At 70.4% G+C, this 17,136-nt stretch carries 13 protein-coding genes; 4 read left to right on the top strand and 9 right to left on the bottom strand.

Annotation, left to right across the window (positions count from 1 at the left end; all coding sequences use genetic code 11):
* Positions 1–51 precede the first annotated feature (51 nt).
* The 3 genes from pyk to pta all read right to left on the bottom strand — a co-directional run bounded on the left by pyk (position 52) and on the right by pta (position 4,953).
* A complete protein-coding gene (gene pyk, locus BLT97_RS08465; RefSeq protein ID WP_093608141.1) occupies positions 52–1,482 on the bottom strand; it encodes a pyruvate kinase in 1,431 nt (476 codons plus the stop codon).
* A gap of 134 nt (positions 1,483–1,616) precedes the next feature.
* Positions 1,617–2,837 (bottom strand): acetate kinase, encoded by a 1,221-nt coding sequence (locus tag BLT97_RS08460; protein WP_093608140.1) that lies wholly within the window; start codon positions 2,835–2,837, stop codon positions 1,617–1,619.
* 34 nt (positions 2,838–2,871) lie between these two features.
* Positions 2,872–4,953, bottom strand: coding sequence for a phosphate acetyltransferase (gene pta / locus BLT97_RS08455; RefSeq protein WP_093608139.1), 2,082 nt, complete (start codon positions 4,951–4,953; stop codon positions 2,872–2,874).
* A gap of 407 nt (positions 4,954–5,360) precedes the next feature.
* Here pta and BLT97_RS08450 point away from each other — a divergent pair, with 407 nt between their 5' ends.
* Entirely contained in the window at positions 5,361–6,386 is a 1,026-nt protein-coding gene (locus tag BLT97_RS08450; protein WP_093608138.1) for an ATP-dependent 6-phosphofructokinase, read from the top strand.
* Positions 6,387–6,654: 268 nt separating this feature from the next.
* On the opposite strand, the gene BLT97_RS08445 is transcribed toward BLT97_RS08450, so the two are convergent.
* Entirely contained in the window at positions 6,655–7,338 is a 684-nt protein-coding gene (locus tag BLT97_RS08445) for a helix-turn-helix domain-containing protein (protein ID WP_093608137.1), read from the bottom strand.
* 177 nt (positions 7,339–7,515) lie between these two features.
* Between BLT97_RS08445 and BLT97_RS08440 the strand changes: the two genes are divergently transcribed.
* From BLT97_RS08440 to BLT97_RS08430, 3 genes are all read left to right on the top strand, one after another.
* Entirely contained in the window at positions 7,516–8,736 is a 1,221-nt protein-coding gene (locus BLT97_RS08440) for a hypothetical protein (protein ID WP_093608136.1), read from the top strand.
* Positions 8,733–9,821 (top strand): hypothetical protein, encoded by a 1,089-nt coding sequence (locus BLT97_RS08435; RefSeq protein ID WP_093608135.1) that lies wholly within the window; start codon positions 8,733–8,735, stop codon positions 9,819–9,821. The genes BLT97_RS08440 and BLT97_RS08435 overlap by 4 nt, the downstream gene beginning before the upstream one ends.
* A gap of 132 nt (positions 9,822–9,953) precedes the next feature.
* A complete protein-coding gene (locus tag BLT97_RS08430; RefSeq protein ID WP_093608134.1) occupies positions 9,954–11,207 on the top strand; it encodes a glycoside hydrolase family 64 protein in 1,254 nt (417 codons plus the stop codon).
* A 47-nt stretch (positions 11,208–11,254) separates the two neighbouring features.
* On the opposite strand, the gene BLT97_RS08425 is transcribed toward BLT97_RS08430, so the two are convergent.
* From BLT97_RS08425 to BLT97_RS08405, 5 genes are all read right to left on the bottom strand, one after another.
* On the bottom strand, positions 11,255–12,112 hold the full coding sequence (locus BLT97_RS08425; RefSeq protein ID WP_093608133.1) for a carbohydrate ABC transporter permease: 858 nt from the start codon (positions 12,110–12,112) through the stop codon (positions 11,255–11,257).
* Between the two features lies 1 nt (position 12,113).
* Positions 12,114–13,022 (bottom strand): carbohydrate ABC transporter permease, encoded by a 909-nt coding sequence (locus BLT97_RS08420; protein WP_425442675.1) that lies wholly within the window; start codon positions 13,020–13,022, stop codon positions 12,114–12,116.
* A gap of 23 nt (positions 13,023–13,045) precedes the next feature.
* Positions 13,046–14,413, bottom strand: a complete 1,368-nt coding sequence (locus BLT97_RS08415; protein WP_176953698.1) for an extracellular solute-binding protein — start codon at positions 14,411–14,413, stop codon at positions 13,046–13,048.
* Positions 14,414–14,582: 169 nt separating this feature from the next.
* Positions 14,583–15,293: a response regulator gene (locus BLT97_RS08410; protein ID WP_093608131.1), complete on the bottom strand. Its 711-nt coding sequence runs from the start codon at positions 15,291–15,293 to the stop codon at positions 14,583–14,585.
* Positions 15,290–16,927, bottom strand: coding sequence for a sensor histidine kinase (locus BLT97_RS08405; RefSeq protein WP_093608130.1), 1,638 nt, complete (start codon positions 16,925–16,927; stop codon positions 15,290–15,292). Before BLT97_RS08405 ends, BLT97_RS08410 begins: the two co-directional genes overlap by 4 nt.
* Positions 16,928–17,136: the final 209 nt, after the last annotated feature.

Genomic DNA, 17,136 nt, shown 5'->3' with positions numbered 1-17,136 from the left:
GAGGGCGCCCTCCGCAGCGGAGGGCGCCCTCTTCGTCGTACCGGAAGAACCTCAGTCGCGGCGGCCGCCGCCGAGGTGGTGCACCCGGACCATGTTGGTCGTGCCGGGGATACCGGGGGGCGAGCCGGCGGTGATGATGATGGTGTCGCCGGTGCTGCACGCGTTGATCTTCATCATCTCGGCGTCGACCAGCTCGACCATGTCGTCGGTGTTGTCGACGTGCTGCACGATCTGGGTGTTCACGCCCCAGCTCAGGGTGAGCTGGTTGCAGGTGTCCTGCGAGGTGGTGAACGCCAGGATCGGCTGCACGGGACGGTAGCGGGAGAGCCGGCGGGCCGTGTCACCGGAGTGCGTGAAGGCGACGAGCGACTTCGCGTCCAGGAACTCGGCGATCTCGGCGGCCGCACGGGCCACCGAACCGCCCTGCGTGCGCGGCTTCTTGCCGGGTACGAGCGGCTGGAGACCCTTGGAGAGCAGCTCCTCCTCGGCGGCGGCGACGATCTTCGACATCGTCTTGACCGTCTCGATCGGGTAGGCGCCCACCGAGGACTCGGCCGACAGCATGACCGCGTCCGCACCGTCCAGGATCGCGTTGGCCACGTCGGAGGCCTCGGCGCGCGTGGGACGGGAGTTGGTGATCATCGACTCCATCATCTGGGTCGCCACGATCACCGGCTTGGCGTTGCGGCGGCAGAGCTCCACGAGGCGCTTCTGCACCATCGGGACCTTCTCCAGCGGGTATTCGACGGCCAGGTCGCCACGGGCCACCATCACGGCGTCGAACGCCGAGACGACGCCCTCCATGTTGTTGACGGCCTGCGGCTTCTCGACCTTGGCGATGACGGGGACGCGGCGGCCCTCCTCATCCATCACCTTGTGGACGTCCTTGACGTCGTTGGCGTCGCGCACGAAGGACAGGGCGACCATGTCGCAGCCCATGCGGAGCGCGAAGCGGAGGTCCTCGACGTCCTTCTCGGAAAGGGCCGGCACGTTGACCGCGGCGCCGGGCAGGTTGATGCCCTTGTGGTCCGAGATCACACCGCCTTCGATGACCACGGTCTTGACCCGCGGGCCCTCGACGGAGACGACCTTCAGCTCGACGTTTCCGTCGTTGATGAGCACCTGGTCGCCCTTGGCCACATCGCCGGGCAGACCCTTGTAGGTCGTGCCGCAGATCGACTTGTCGCCCGGCACGTCCTCGGTGGTGATGGTGAACTCGTCACCGCGCACCAGCTCGACGGGACCCTCGGCGAAGGTCTCCAGGCGGATCTTGGGCCCCTGAAGGTCGGCGAGCACACCCACGGCCTTGCCGGTGTCGGCGGAGGCCTGGCGGACACGGTCGTACCGCTCCTGGTGCTCTGCGTGGGATCCGTGGCTGAAGTTGAAGCGGGCCACATTCATTCCGGCCTCGATGAGAGCCTTCAGCTGCTCATACGAGTCGACGGCGGGGCCCAGAGTGCAGACGATTTTGGAACGGCGCATGGGGCGGATCCTATCGGTTTGTTTCGGTGCGGAATATTCCGTCTAGTGGAAAGTCCAAAGGGGCGAACTGCCGCTCAGATGAGGGGAATTCAGGGGGCTGCATTCCACGCTGCATTCACCTGCATTCACGCCTTTCATCCCGTCACGAGCGCGTACGCCTGCGTGGCGATCTCCAGTTCCTCATCGGTCGGTACGACGGCCACCGCGACCCGCGCGTAGTCCGCGGAGATCAGCCGCGGCTCGTCCCCGCGCACGGCGTTGCGCTCGCCGTCGAGGGCCAGGCCCAGCTCCTCCAGGCCCGCGATCGCGGCCTCGCGCACCGGCGTGGAGTTCTCTCCGACCCCCGCGGTGAACGCCACCGCGTCGATCCGGCCGAGCACCGCGGTGTACGCGCCGATGTACTTCTTCAGGCGGTGGATGTAGACGTCGAAGGCGAGCGCGGCGCTCGCGTCGCCCTCGTCGCGGCGGCGCAGGATCTCGCGCATGTCGTTGTCGCCGCACAGGCCGATCAGGCCGCTCTTTTTGTTCAGGAGCGCGTCGATCTCGTCGACCGACTTCCCGCCGACCCGGGCCAGATGGAAGATCACGGCCGGGTCCAGGTCACCGGAGCGGGTACCCATCACGAGCCCCTCAAGCGGCGTGAGCCCCATCGAGGTGTCCACGCACACCCCGCCACGGACCGCGGACGCCGAGGCGCCGTTGCCCAGGTGCAGCACGATCACGTTGGTCTCCTCGGGCGCCTTGCCGAGCAGCTTCGCGGTCTCGCGCGCCACGTACGCGTGCGAGGTGCCGTGGAAGCCGTAGCGCCGGATGGAGAGCGCGTCGGCCGTCTCGCGGTCGATCGCGTAGCGGTACGCGGCCTCCGGCATCGTCGCGTGGAAGGCGGTGTCGAACACCGCGACCTGCGGCAGGTCGGGGCGGATCGCGCGGGCCACCTCGATGCCCGTGACGTTCGCCGGGTTGTGCAGCGGCGCGAGCGGCACCAGCTGCTCCAGCTCGGCGAGCACCTCGGCGTCCACCACGGTGGGCTGGGTGAACTTCGTGCCGCCGTGCACCACACGGTGGCCGATCGCGGCCAGCTCGGGGGAGTCCAGGCCGAGGCCGTCCTTGGCCAGCTCGGCCGCGACCGCTTCGAGGGCGGCCTTGTGGTCGGCGATCGGGCCCTCGAAGACCCGGGCCTCCGCGCCGCCGCCGGTCAGCGGCGTGTGCTTGAGGCGGGAGGTCTCCTCACCGATGCGCTCGACCAGGCCGACGGCCAGACGCGAGGCGTCGGCCATGTCGAGCAGCTGGTACTTCACCGACGAGGAGCCGGAGTTGAGGACGAGTACGCGATTCGCTGCGCGAGAGACAGTCACTGAGGTGGCGCTTCCTTGTGGGGGGGTACGGGTGTTACGCGGTGGGGGCGGGGGTCTGGGCCTGGATCGCCGTGATGGCGACGGTGTTGACGATGTCCTGGACGAGGGCGCCGCGGGACAGGTCGTTCACCGGCTTGCGCAGACCCTGGAGCACCGGACCGACGGCGATCGCGCCGGCCGAGCGCTGCACGGCCTTGTACGTGTTGTTGCCGGTGTTGAGGTCGGGGAAGATCAGCACGCTGGCCTGGCCCGCCACCTCGGAGTCGGGCAGCTTGGTGGCCGCGACGGAGGGCTCGACCGCCGCGTCGTACTGGATCGGGCCCTCGATCTTCAGGGCCGGGTTGAGGCCGCGGGCCAGCTCGGTGGCCTCGCGCACCTTGTCCACGTCGGCGCCCTTGCCGGAGGTGCCGGTCGAGTACGAGAGCATCGCGATCCGCGGCTCCACGCCGAACTGCTCGGCGGTGGCGGCCGACTGGAGCGCGATGTCGGCGAGCTGCTCGGCGTTCGGGTCCGGGTTGACCGCGCAGTCGCCGTACACGAGGACCTTGTCGGCCAGGCACATGAAGAACACCGAGGAGACGATCTTCGCGTCCGGCTTGGTCTTGATGATCTCGAAGGCCGGGCGGATGGTGGCCGCGGTGGAGTGCACCGAGCCGGAGACCATGCCGTCGGCGAGACCGCTCTGGACCATCAGCGTGCCGAAGTAGTTCACGTCCACGACGACGTCGTTGGCGAGCTCGACCGTCATGCCCTTGTGGGCGCGCATCTTCGCGTAGTCCTCGGCGAAGCGGGCGCGCAGCTCGGAGGTCGCGGGGTCGATGATCTGCGCGTCGGCCAGGTTGATGCCGAGGTCGGCGGCCTTCTTGCGGATGGCCTCGGTGTCGCCGAGCAGCGTCAGGTCGCAGACGCCGCGGCGGAGCAGCACGTCGGCGGCGCGCAGCACGCGCTCCTCGGTGCCTTCGGGCAGTACGACGCGGCGCTTGTCCGAGCGGGCCTGCTCGATGAGCTTGTGCTCGAACATCATCGGCGTGACCTTGCCGCTGCGGGACACCTCCAGGCGGCCGAGCAGCTCCTGGCCGTCGACGTGCCGCTCGAAGAGGCCGAGCGCGGTCTCCGCCTTGCGCGGGGTGGCGGCGTTCAACTTGCCTTCGAGCGCGAAGAGTTCGGCCGCGGTCGGGAAGGAGTTCCCGGCCACGGAGATCACCGGCGTGCCGGGCGCGAGGCGTTCGGCCAGGCGCAGGATCTCCTGGCTGGGCCGTTCGTTGAGGGTGAGCAGCACGCCCGCGATCGGCGGCGTACCGGCGTTGTGCGCGGCCAGCGCGCCCACCACCAGGTCGGCGCGGTCGCCGGGGGTGACCACGAGGCAGCCCGGGGTCAGGGCGTTGAGGAAGTTCGGCAGCATGGCGCCGCCGAACACGAAGTCAAGGGCGTCGCGCGCAAGGCCGGAGTCGTCGCCCAGCAGCACCTTGCCGTCCAGGGCGTGCGTGATCTGCGCGACGGTGGGCGCGGCCAGGGCCGACTCGTCGGGCAGGACGTAGCAGGGGACGGGGAGTTGGGTGCCGAGCTTCTCCGCGATCACATCGCGGTCCTCGCCGGCGACGCGGTTCACGACCATCGCGAGCACATCGCAGCCGAGCGCCTCGTACGCCCGGTAGGCGTTGCGCGCCTCGGAGCGCACCGAGCCCGCGGCCTGCTTCCTGCCGCCGACCACCGGGAGCACCCAGGCGCCGAACTCGTTCGCGAGCCGCGCGTTGAGCGCCAGCTCGTCGGGGAGCTGGGTGTCGGCGAAGTCGGTGCCGAGCACGAGAACCACCTCGTACTCGCGTGCCACCTGGTGGAAGCGGTCGACCAGCTGCGAGACCAGCTCGTCGGTGCCCTTCTCGGCCTGGAGCGCGGAGGCCTCCTGGTAGTCCATGCCGTACACGGACGAGGCGTCCTGCGTGAGGCGGTAGCGCGCCCGCAGCAGATCGAAAAGGCGGTCGGGACCGTCGTGGACGAGCGGGCGGAACACGCCCACCCGGTCGACCTGCCGGGTCAGCAGCTCCATGACTCCCAGCTCGACGACCTGCCGGCCGTCTCCTCGGTCGATCCCGGTCACGTACACGCTGCGCGTCACGCGTGCTCTCCGTTCTTCGCTTCACTCGTCGCCTGTCGGGCCCTGCCCGCAGGGCCTTCCCGCACGGCCGGCCCGCGGTCGCCGGCCGGTCCGGCTGCCGCACCGGTCGGCTTCCCCGATTGTCGGGTGACAGGCGGTGTCGCGCCTGCGGTGTGGGTACCAGAGTTCGTATGGTCATCCACCGAGGCGGGACGGCTGAAAATTACCCGTTATGGTGTGCTTGCCCTCTTGACAATACCCCCGTGGGTGGATAGGGCGCCCGCCGGACGAAGGCCCCGAGACCGGTGGGACGAAGGGCCCCGAGGGTCCCTTCACGTGGAGTAAGTGAAAGGGGCGCACCTGTGTGGCCCGTGGAACAATCGGACCCGGGCTCACGCGTACGACTAGCGAGCAGGAGACACAGCACGATGCGTATCGGAGTACTCACCGCAGGCGGCGACTGCCCCGGCCTGAACGCAGTGATCCGGTCGGTCGTGCACCGCGCCGTCGCGGCGCACGGGGACCAGGTCATCGGCTTCGAGGACGGCTACAAGGGTCTCCTCGACGGCTACTACCGTCCCCTCGACCTGACCGGCGTGAGCGGCATCCTCTCGCGCGGCGGCACGATCCTCGGCTCGGCCCGGCTGGAGAAGGGCCGCCTGGAGGACGCCGTCGCCAACGCGCCCGCGCTCGCGAAGAAGCTCGGCATCGACGTGCTGATCCCGATCGGCGGCGAGGGCACGCTGACCGCGGCCCGCATGCTGTCGGACGCGGGCATGCCGGTGGTCGGCGTCCCGAAGACGATCGACAACGACATCAATGCCACGGACCGCACCTTCGGCTTCGACACTGCGGTCGGTGTCGCCACCGAGGCGATGGACCGCCTCAAGACCACCGCCGAGTCGCACCAGCGCGTGATGGTCGTCGAGGTCATGGGCCGGCACGCCGGCTGGATCGCCCTGGAGTCCGGCATGGCGGGCGGCGCCCACGGCATCTGCCTCCCGGAGCGGCCCTTCGACCCGGCCGACCTGGTCAAGATGGTCGAGGAGCGGTTCGCGCGCGGCAAGAAGTTCGCGGTCATCTGCGTCGCGGAAGGCGCGCATCCGATCGAGGGCTCGATGGACTACGGCACGGGCGAGATCGACCAGTTCGGCCACGAGCGCTTCAAGGGCATCGGCACGGCGCTCGCGCACGAGCTGGAGCACCGGCTCGGCAAGGAGGCCAAGCCGGTCATCCTCGGTCACGTCCAGCGTGGCGGCACGCCGACCGCGTACGACCGTGTGCTCGCGACGCGGTTCGGGTGGCATGCGGTGGAGGCGGCGCACCGCGGTGAGTTCGGGAAGTTCACGGCGCTGCGGGGGACGGATATCGAGATGGTGCCGTTGGCGGATGCGGTGAGTGAGCTGAAGACGGTGCCGGAGTACCGGATGGCGGAGGCGGAGTCGGTGTTCTGAGCCGCGCCTTCTCTTGTCGGGCCCCGGTGCTTGTGCCGGGGGCCTTTGTGTTGGGCGGATTCGGGGTGCGGTTCGGCGCCTGCGGCGGGCTTTTCTCCCCGCCCCGCCCCTTCCCGAAACCGGAGGCTTCGCCCCCGGACCCCCTATCGCGCTGAACGCGCTCGTCCTCAAACGCCGGACGGGCTGGAAGTTGCCCTCCGGCTGAAAGCTGCCGCACTGAGAAGCCCAGGGCTGGGCGTGGGGGCGAAAGTCCCCGATGTGCGGGACCTCAGGCCTGATTCGACCCGACCCGCGCCCAGAAAAGGGACCGGATCTCCGCCAGGAAGGCGCGGCCCGACTCTCCGGTGTCGCCGGAATCACCCCAGACGAGGGTGGCCGCCATCCGGCCCTGGTACTCCTCGTGCAGGGATTCGAGGGCCGGTTCGATGTGGCGGTGGGCCAGCGGGACCAGTTTGGCGATCGGCTTCACGTACGGCTGCCAGCGCGCCGTCACCGCGAAGGTGAGCAGTTCCGTCAGGCGGTCGTCGCGGCCCATGACCGTGCTGAACGCCTCGGGGGACAGGTCGAGGAGGCGGGCGAGCGTCGCCGACTGGCGCTCGTTGCCCTTCCAGGCGTCGCGCTCCTCCATCTGCAGATACGCGCGGTGCTCGATCCCCACCGCACGCGCAATGTCCTCGGAGGCGATCCCGCGCGCGAGCCGGTGCTCGCGCAACGTCCGTGCCGCACCGAGCAGTTCGGCCGGCGTGCACCACAAAGCGCCCGCCAGAGCGGTCAGTTCGCCGCCGGTGGGCGCCACGAGGCCGCGCTCCCAGGCGGTGACGGTGTCCGGGGTGACATGCGCGAGGCCGAAGCCGGCCCGGATTCCGTACGCCACATGCCCGGGCGCCATGCCCAGCGCCTCCCGCAGCCGGCGGGCGGCGAGGGCGTTGAACGGAGGAGTGGGTTGAGACACGCGGTCACGCTAGGGGCGGGAGTGGCGTGTGGCTACGGTGCGTTCGCCCAGGATCACTGGTCGTAGGAATCTACGGTTCTGATACGTTCCGGAGTCGGTTCGACCGTTTGCGCGGCGGCCGCATACGACGGGACGCCGGGACTCCGGCGGACACTTGGGGAACTCGGGGGAGGACTCATGGGGCGGCTGCCCGCGCCGCTGCGCGTACCGCTGGTCACCGGTCTCGCGATGGTGCTGATCGTGGGTGCGGGGGTTCTGGTCCTGGGGCCCGGGGAGGACGAAGGCGGTCATCTCGCCGCGAACCGGGCTCAGTTGAAGCGTGCGTGCGGTGGTCTGCTTCCGTACGAGGAGCTGCGGGGGCTCGTGCCGGATGACGTTCCGGGTGAGGTCCTGGCGTACGGGGCCCAGCTCACGCCCGATGAGGAGAGCCGCGCGCTGCTGCACTGCGAGGTCACCTGGCCCGATCACGGAGGCGTGTCGGTGGAGGCGGCACCCCTGCTGTCCGAGCTGCCCGAGCCGCTGTCCGTGGCGGCCGGCGAGCTGCTGCCGGGGCCCTCGTCGGAGGGGTACGAGGCGCGGGGCGTGACCGGACGGGCCGGTGAACAGGCGCCGACCTGGCTGGTCGCCGAGTGTCCGGAAGGTCTGGGGACGCGGGCGCGCGAGGTGCCGGGGATGTACGTGACCGTGTCGGTGGACCGGTTCGGCGCGGGGGCGGAGAAGAGCGGCGGCAAGGCGGACGCGCTGCGGGAGCTCCGTACCGGCGTGGCGGTCGCCAACGCGCTGAGCCGGGCGCAGAAGTGCGGGAGCGAGGCGCTGGCCCTGCCCGACGCGGTCGTCGACACGTACGAGGCCGAGGTCACCAGCGAACCGGACGGCAGCAACATCCAGGTGCAGGGCGTGGACATTCCCGGACTCGGCCTCGCCAAGTGCCGCGGACTGGCGAAAGGTCTGCCCGGTACGTGGTCCGTGGCCGGGGACCTTCAGGAGTCGCGGCTGCTCAGCGTCTGCGATGCCACGCAGCGCGGGCGCGGTGGCGAGACGGACGAGCCCGAGCTTGAGGAGGGCGAGGTCTTCTATGTCTCCGCCGCGAGCTGGGCGGGGCCGCTGCGCGAGTCCGCCTGGCACGGTGACCACGAGGACGCCGGAGTGGCCCTGTGGGCGACTGCGCGGTGCGCCGCGGGCCCGACGCTGCACCGGGTCGCCGTGACCCTGGAGTACGACGATCCGTACGCGGACGAGTACGGCGACGAGACGCCCCTGACCAAGGAGCAGCGGGCCCGCTACGAGAGGCAGACCCGCAAGGCCCTCGACGCCTACCTCGCGGACCCCGGCGGCTGGCCGAGGCAGCAGCGCTGCCACGACACCCACGTGCTCGGGAAGGCGGAGGCGGCGCTGTGAAGCGGATCGTGCTGAGGGTCGCGGGCGCGGCGGTCGCGCTCGCCGTGCTGGCCACCGGATACCTCTGGCTGCACGGGGACTTCCGGCGCTGGGACAACGAGGCCCGGCTCGACAGCGCCTGCGACGGGCTGCTCGACCGGGCGGTGGTGCAGGAGGTCTTCGGCGACGGCGACGTCACCGTGCGCGCGTGGGAAGGCGCGCCGCACCACGTGCGCTGCGAGGTGGTCGTGGAGGACGGCGGCCGCGCCGATGTGCGGGTGACCGACGACGCCGGGGCCGAGGACCCGCTCGCCGAGGTGTACCTGGGCGGCCGGAAGAAGCAGCTGGCCGTGCCGGTCGGCCACGGCTGGACGGGCCTGTTCGGCGCCGAGTTCGGCCGCACCGGCGCCACGGACGAGGCGGACGAGGTGACCACGGTGCTGGTGCTGCGCTGCACGGCGGGCGGGACGAAGGCCCTCACGGTCACCGTGGAGACCGGCTTCGCCGACCCCGGTTCCTTCGACGACCCCGCCGTGCGCCCCGCGTACACCCGGATCGCCGAGGCCACGGCCCGCAAGGCAGACGAAGTGCGCGGCTGCAAGGCCGAGTTGGGCACGAAAGTGCGCAGTCTTCCGCTCCCCGTGCGCAAGGACGAATACAAGCCGCTCGCCGAGGCGGAGGGCACCTGCGCCGGCATCGCGTCGGTACGCGGGGTCCGCACCGTGCTCGAGACCGCGCGCGGCGGAGCCCCGTACGAGCGGTGTCAGCTCAACGACGCGCGCGGCGGGCACCGTTACGGACTGGAGGCGTCCTTCGGGCCGTACGCCCAGGCCTTCTTCCGGGGCAACCGCATGTCCTTGCGCGAGGACGACCTGCCGACCGGCGACAAGCCCGCACACCACCGCACCCGCGACGGCCGCGTCAGCTGGACCACGGCCGCGTGCCCGGACGGCACCGCCCTGTTCACCCTGTTCGCCGACGGGGACCGCGACGACAAGGACTCCGCGCCCGTGTCCGGAGACCGGGCCCAGGAGCGTGCCGCCCTGAAGACCTTCGCCGAACGCGCGGCGAAGGCCCACAACTGCCGTACGCCTGCGGTCCCTTGACCCGCCCGCGCCCTTCGGCTTCTGAAGGGAACGGAAAAGTGGGAGCGCTCCCTGTGACAAGTCTTGACGCCTCCCGTACCGCTCGCAACAGTGGGCTCACCCCCACAACCCCCCACTTCAGGAGCGCCGATCGTGATATCGCGCAGACTGTTCCTCACGGGCGCCGGTGCGAGCGCCGCCGCTGCCGCCGCCTCGCTGGCCGTGCCGTCCTGGACGGCCGGAGCCGCCGCCCCCTCCTCCCGCGCAGCCGGGGCCGCCGCCCCCGCGACCTGTGAACTGGCCCTGGAGAACAAGTCGTTGAGCGGCACCGTGCGGGCCTACGTCACCGGGCACGAGCAGGGCAGCGGCGCCTGGGTGCTGCTCCGGGCCGACGGCGGGATCTACCGGCCCGAGTCGCCCTCCGCACCGCAGACCCCGCTGCCCGTCGACTGCGCCATCCCGCTGAACCCGGCGGGCGCGCCGCCCAAGGTCGTGACGCTGCCTCAGATGTACGGCGCGCGCGTCTACTTCGTGCGCGACGACACCCTCGACTTCTTCCTCAACCCCGGACCCGGACTCGTCGAGCCCGCCTTCGCCACGCCCGCCGACCCCAACTACGGCAAGACGTGGTCGTTCTGCGAGTTCACCTTCAACCCGCAGCAGCTGTTCGCGAACATCTCCTACGTCGACCTCGTGACCGCCCTGCCCATCGGGCTGCGCCTCGAAGGCGACGCCACGCACACCGTCGCCCCGCTGCCCGACGGCGCGGTCGACCGGATCGCCGCCGATCTCCAGGCCCAGGCCGCCCGCGACGGACAGCCCTGGGACCAGCTGGTGATCAGGGCCGGCGACGGGAAGGTGCTGCGCTGCATCTCGCCGCAGAACCTCATGGCGCCGTACTTCGACCGACCCGACCAGATGCCGTTCCGCGACGTGTGGAACGGCTACATCGACCGGGTCTGGGAGAAGTACCGGGGCGAGGACCTGCGCATCGACCTCCAGGGCGGCCGCGGGGTGTTCACCGGGCGGGTCAGCGGGGACACACTGACGTTCACCGGCGGGCACAGCTTCCCGAAGCCCACCTCGAAGGACGTGTTCACCTGCAACCACGGCCCGTTCACCAACAACCCCGCCGACCCCGACGACAGGAAGGGCTTGCTCGCGCGGCTCGCCGCCGGGTTCAACCGCAGCATCATGCTCACGCACCCCGACCAGCCGAACGGGGTGACGGCCGGTGACTACTACCGGGACGCCACCACCAACCACTGGTCGCGCATCGTCCACGCCAACGCGCCCATCGGGTACGCCTTCCCGTATGACGACGTACGCCCCGACGGCCAGCCGGACGTGTCCGGCGCAGCGCACGACGGCAACCCGCGGCGGTTCACGGTGAGCGTCGGAGCCTGACGCCCTCGGACGGCGGGGTCCGGCTGCCCCCGGGCCCCGCCACCTCGCTAGCCCTTCACCGCACCCCCGAGCGCGAACCCCCCGCCGAGCCGCCGGGCGATCAGCACGTACAGCAGGATCACCGGCGTCGAGTAGATGATCGAGAAGGCGGCCAGCTGCCCGTACACCACTGTGCCGCGGTTGCCGAAGAAGTCGTTGATCGAGACCGAGGCGGGCATCTGCGCGGGGTCGAGCAGCAGCATGAAGGGCACGAAGAAGTTGCCCCACATCATGACGAACGAGAACACCGTCACCACCGCGACGCCCGGCCCCATCAGGGGCAGCACGATCCGGAGCATGGAGGTGAGCGTGGACGCGCCGTCCGTCCACGCGGCCTCCTCCAGCTCCTTCGGGACCCCGTCCATGAAGTTCTTCATCAACCAGATGGCGAACGGGAGTTGGGAGGCGGCGAAGAAGAAGATCGTGCCGTGCATCGTGTCGATCAGCTCGATCTGCACGAACAGCGCGTACACCGGGACCATCACCGCAGTGATCGGCAGACAGGTCGCGAAGAGGATCGTGAGCAGGAACGGGCGGTTGTAGCGCGTGCGGTAGCGCGAGAGCGGATACGCGGCGAAGGCGGCGCACGCCACCGTGAGCGCGGTCGCGAACCCGCACAGGATCAGGCTGTTGAGCAGCGGCGTGAACGTGATCTCGTCGACGAGCACAGCGTCGAAGTTGTCGAAGGTCCAGCTCTCCGGCAGCTTCACCTTGAGGTTCGCGTCGGCGTCGAGCGAGGAGAGCACCACCCAGGCCAGGGGGAGCACGAAGGCCGCGGCCACGACCAGCAGGCCCAGGTCCGCGGCCAGCCGCCGGCTCGTACGGCGGCTGCGCGCGCTTCGGGGCGCGAGGCGGGACAGTGCCATCTCAGACCTCCGTCCGCAGCAGCCGCATGTACACGAGCGAGAAGAGCGAGCCCACGATCAGGAGCAGCAGCGCCACGGCCGTGGCGTATCCGATCATGCTGTTCTGGAAGGCCTGTTCGTACATGTAGAGCGGCAGCGTCTGGCTGCGGCCGCCGGGCCCGCCGCGGGTCATCACCCAGATCAGACCGAAGACGGAGAGCGTCTGAAGGGTGTTGAGCATCAGGTTCGTGCCGATGGAGCGGCGGATCATCGGCAGCGTGATGTGCCACAGGCGGCGCCAGCCGCCCGCGCCGTCCACCTCGGCCGACTCGACCACCTCCTTGGGGATCTCGTTGAGCGCGGCCGAGTAGACCAGCATCGAGAAGGCCGTGCCGCGCCAGACGTTCGCGAACGAGACCGCCAGGATCGGCAGCGTGAACATCCAGTTCTGGGACGGGAGATGGAGGAAGTCGAGGATCGCGTTGAGTGTCCCCTCGCGGCGGAAGAACGCGTACAGGAGAAAGCCCGCGACCACCTCGGGCAGCACCCACGCGGTCACCACGATCCCGCCCGTGACCGTGCGCACCGTCTTCGAGGCGCGCTGCATCAGCAGGGCGAGACCGAGGCCGAGCGTGTTCTGCCCGATCAGCGAGGAGAGCACCGTGAAGACCAGCGTCAGCCAGACGGCGTTGAGGAAGTCCTCGTCGCCGAAGGCCTCACGGAAGTTGTCGAAGCCGATGAAGGAGGAGTCCGCCTGGCCGGTCAGCTGCAGATCCGTGAACGCCAGATAGACGCAGTACCCGATGGGCCCCGCCAGGAACGCCAGCAGAAGCAGGACGGCCGGCGACAGGGGCAGGGCCCGGGTCAGGGTGCGCTTCGTCGAGGTGCGCGGTGCGGGTGTGCGCGGGGCGGCGGGCCCGGGTGTGCGCACGGGTGCGGGTGCGGGCGTGCTTTTCACTTCTTGATGACTTCGCCCTCGGTCACCGATGCGAGTTCCTCGTCGTACGTGGCCGCCGCCTCGTCCACGGAGGCGTCACCGGTCGTGACCGACTCCATCGCCTCCTGGATGGCCACCGACACCTTCGGATACGCCGGGTACGCGGGACGGTAGTGGGTGAACTCCACGAGGTCCGTGAAGAACTTGATGCCGGGCTGCGCCTTCACGTACTCCGGATCCTCGGCCACGTCCTTGCGGACCGCGATGCCCGAGTTGGAGATGTACCACTTCTGGGCGTTCTCCTTGGTCTGCATCGTCTTGATGAACTCGAAGGCGAGGTCCTTGTTGGCCGCCTTCGAGGGGATCGCCCAGGTCCAGCCGCCCGACAGCGACACCTTGCCGGGTGCCTGGCCGTTCTGCGTAGGCATGTGCGCGAGCCCCAACTCCTGCGACCAGGTGGGCCATTCGTGGCCCGAGCCCTCCAGCCAGTCCTGCGGCAGCCAGGAGCCGTCGAGGTTGATGGCCAGCTTGCCCTTGGGCAGGAGCTCCGCGCGCACGGTCGGGCCGATGTTCGGGTCGAGCGCGTCCTCGACCGGCGGACCCAGCTTCTCCTTGTAGACCGTCTCCACGAACATCAACGCGTCCTTGAAGCCCTGGTTGCCCTGCACCCACTTCTTCGCCGACGGGTCGTACAGCGGGTCCTCGCCCGTCCCGTACAGGAGCATCTCGAAGCCCTGCATCGTGGACTGCTCGCCGCCGGGCTTCCCGGTGTAGACGTTCAGCGGGATGACGCCCGGCACCTTCTCCTTGATGGTGCGGGCGGCGTCGAGGATCTCGTCCCAGGTCTTCGGCTGCCAGTCCTCGGGCAGTCCGGCCTTCTTGAGGATCGACTTGTTGTACCAGAGGCCGCGGGTGTCGGTGCCGTCCGGAACGCCATACGTCTTGCCGTCCTCGCCCTTCGCGGCGGCCTGGGCCGTCTCGATGAACTGCGGCCAGTCCTTCCACTTCTTCAGATACGCGTCCAGCGGCGTCAAGTACCCGCTGGTGATATCGGAGTTGATGAGGAAGGTGTCCTCGTACACGAGGTCGGGCGCGGTCTTCGCCGAGCGCAGCATCTGCTGCACCTTCGTGTAGTACTCGGCATCCGGGGCCTTGATCGGGATGAGCTCGACCTTCTTGCCCGGATTCTCCTTCTCGAACTGCTTCTTGATCGCAGCGAGGAAGTTGTCCTGGACCTTGATGGAGTTGTCCGTGGACTGCTTGAACGAGACCTTGAGGGTGTCCGGGTCGTCCCCGGAGTCGTCACCGCAGGCGGTCAGCGTGGTGGCGGCGAGCAGAGCTGCTGCGCCGAGGACGAGGGGCGCGGTGGAACGCTTGGGACGCACGGGTACGACCTCCTGCGAGCCTGCGGGGGCGGCTGCGTGGAACGCGTTTGCTGCTCGGTGAACGTACGGTTGTTGTTCACCGAGGGTCAATGCCCGTGCGCCCGGCGAGATCGGATCCGTGACAACGTTGTTATCCGGGCCGCGAGTTGATCAGCCGCGCGCGGCCGGTTCAGCCCGTGAGCCAGCGATAGTGCAGCTCGGGCCGCCCCACCTGGCCGTACTGCGGCGCCCGCACCGCGCGTCCCGACTCCACCAGGTGCTCCAGATAGCGGCGGGCGGTGATCCGCGAGAGGCCCGCCGTCTCGGCGGCGGCCGCGGCGCTCAGACCCTCGGGCGCCGCCCGCAGCGTGCTGATCACCCGGTCGAGGGTGGGCGCGCTGAGGCCCTTGGGCAGCGCGGCCGGCTGCGGTGCGCGCAGCGAGGCCAGCGCGCGGTCCACCTCGTCCTGGCCGGTGGCCTCGCCCTGCGCCGTACGGAACTCGGCATAGCGCACGAGCCGGTCGCGCAGCGTGCCGAACGTGAACGGCTTGAGCACGTACTGCACCACACCGAGCGAGACACCCTCGCGCACCACGGCCAGATCGCGCGCCGAGGTCACGGCGATCACGTCCGCGTGGTGCCCGGCCGCGCGCAGACTGCGGGCCAGCTGGAGACCGTGGCCGTCGGGCAGATGCAGATCGAGCAGCAGCAGGTCCACCAGGGTGCGCTCCAGGGCGCGGCGGGCGGCGGCGCCCGAGTGGGCCTTGGCCACGGCCTTGAAGCCGGGCACGCGGTTCACGTACATCGCGTGCGCGTCCGCGGCCACCGGGTCGTCCTCGACGATCAGGACGCGGATGGGCCCGGTGGCGCCCTCGCCCGCGGGCGCGCCGGTCACGCTCATGCCCGTATCTCCTTCTGTGTCGTCGGCTCAGGCGGCTTCGGCAGCTTCGTCGGCTTCGGCGGCGGCTCGAGCGGCAGCCGTACGGTGAACTGCGCGCCGCCGTCCTCGGACGCGTCCACCGTGACCGTGCCGCTGTGCCGGCGCACGGTCTGCTGCACCAGGGCCAGACCGATCCCGCGCCCGGGCCCCTTGCCGGACCAGCCGCGCGCGAACACATCCGCGCCGGCCGGCACCCCGGGCCCGTTGTCGGACACGCTCAGGAGCAGCTCGCCCCCGTGCACCAGCGCGGTCACGGTGACCGCGGCGCCGGGGGTGCCGGTCGCGGCGTCCATCGCGTTGTCGATCAGGTTGCCGAGCACGGTGACCAGGTCACGGGCGGGCAGCGTATCCGGAAGCAGCCGGTCGTCAAGCCGGCTGTCGGGGGAGAGTTCCAGCTCGACCCCGCGCTCGTTGGCCTGCGCGGCCTTGCCGAGCAGCAGCGCCGCGAGCACCGGCTCGCCCACGGCGGTGACCACGCGGTCGGTGAGCGCCTGGGCCAGTTCGAGCTCGGCCGTGGCGAACTCGACGGCCTCGTCGGCGCGCCCCAGCTCGATCAGCGAGACCACGGTGTGCAGCCGGTTCGCGGCCTCGTGCGCCTGCGAGCGCAGCGCCTCGGTGAACCCGCGCTCGTGGTCCAACTCGCCGGTCAGGGCCTGGAGTTCGGTGTGGTCGCGCAGGGTCACGACGGTGCCGCGCCGCTCGCCGCCGGACACCGGCGAGGTGTTCACGACGATCACCCGGTCCGCCGTCAGATACACCTCGTCCACGCGCGGTTCGGCCGCGAGCAGCGCCCCGGTCAGCGGGGCCGGCAGGCCGAGGTCCGCGACATTGCGCCCGACCACCTCGCCCTCGACGCCGAGCAGTTCGCGCGCCCCGTCGTTGAGCAGCGCGATCCTGCGCTGCCCGTCGAGCATGAGCAGCCCTTCGCGTACGGCGTGCAGCGCGGCCTGGTGGTAGTCGTGCATACGGCTCAGCTCGGCGGCGTTCATGCCGTGGGTGTGCCGCCGCAGCCGGGCGTTGATGACATACGTGCCGATGCCGCCGAGCGTCACCGCGCCGAGCGCCACCGCGAGCAGCGCGGCCAGCTGCCGCTGCACCCCGTCGGTGATCTCCTCGATCTTGATGCCGGCGCTCACCAGGCCGACGATCCGCTCGCCGTCCCGGATCGGGGTGACCACCCGGACCGAGGGGCCGAGCGTTCCGGTGTACGTCTCGGAGAACGTGCCGCCGTCCAGGGCGGGCTCGATGTGGCCGAGGAACCTCTCGCCGATGTTCTCGGGGTTCGGGTGGGTCCAGCGGATGCCGTCCGGATCCATGATCGTCACGAAGTCCACGTCGGCGTCCTCGCGTACCGCCTCGGCGTACGGCTGGAGCTCCGTGGTCGGATGCTCGCCGCTGATCGCCTGGCGCACCGACGGCGAGAGCGCCACCGCACGGGCGGCGGCCCGCGCCTGGTGCACCGCCGCCTGCTCGGCCTGGTGGTGCGCGCTCACGTATGCGAAGACCGCGCAGCCCGCGACGACCACTGCGACCAGGACGACCTGCATGGCGAACAGCTGGGCGGCGAGGGAGCGGGGACGCGGGATCCGGGGCATCGGCCCGGCGATGCGGGGGATCCGGGATATCGGTGGCACGCCGCCCAGTGTGCACACGACGTAAGCGCGAACTAAATGTACGCAAGGGTGACCCCGCTCACGGACTCATGGATATTCACCGGGACCGCCGCCGGGCCCGCTGGGCAGAACTGTCAGGGCCGTACAGGGGAGGGCCTGGGCCCGGCGGCGCAATCGAGGCGCATGAGAGC

It is taken from the genome of Streptomyces indicus, assembly GCF_900100315.1.
In the GTDB taxonomy this organism is placed as follows: domain Bacteria; phylum Actinomycetota; class Actinomycetes; order Streptomycetales; family Streptomycetaceae; genus Streptomyces; species Streptomyces indicus.
Note: the sequence above shows the minus strand (reverse complement) of the source record. Positions and strands in the feature narration are given on the sequence as shown.

Excerpts from the sequence above, each read along its gene's own strand:
- BLT97_RS08425 (WP_093608133.1), bottom strand. The coding sequence starts at position 12,112 with ATGGCACTGTCCCGCCTCGCGCCCCGAAGCGCGCGCAGCCGCCGTACG.
- BLT97_RS08440 (WP_093608136.1), top strand. The coding sequence starts at position 7,516 with ATGGGGCGGCTGCCCGCGCCGCTGCGCGTACCGCTGGTCACCGGTCTC.
- BLT97_RS08405 (WP_093608130.1), bottom strand. The coding sequence starts at position 16,927 with ATGCCCCGGATCCCGCGTCCCCGCTCCCTCGCCGCCCAGCTGTTCGCC.
- pyk (WP_093608141.1), bottom strand. The coding sequence starts at position 1,482 with ATGCGCCGTTCCAAAATCGTCTGCACTCTGGGCCCCGCCGTCGACTCG.
- BLT97_RS08410 (WP_093608131.1), bottom strand. The coding sequence starts at position 15,293 with ATGAGCGTGACCGGCGCGCCCGCGGGCGAGGGCGCCACCGGGCCCATC.
- BLT97_RS08450 (WP_093608138.1), top strand. The coding sequence starts at position 5,361 with ATGCGTATCGGAGTACTCACCGCAGGCGGCGACTGCCCCGGCCTGAAC.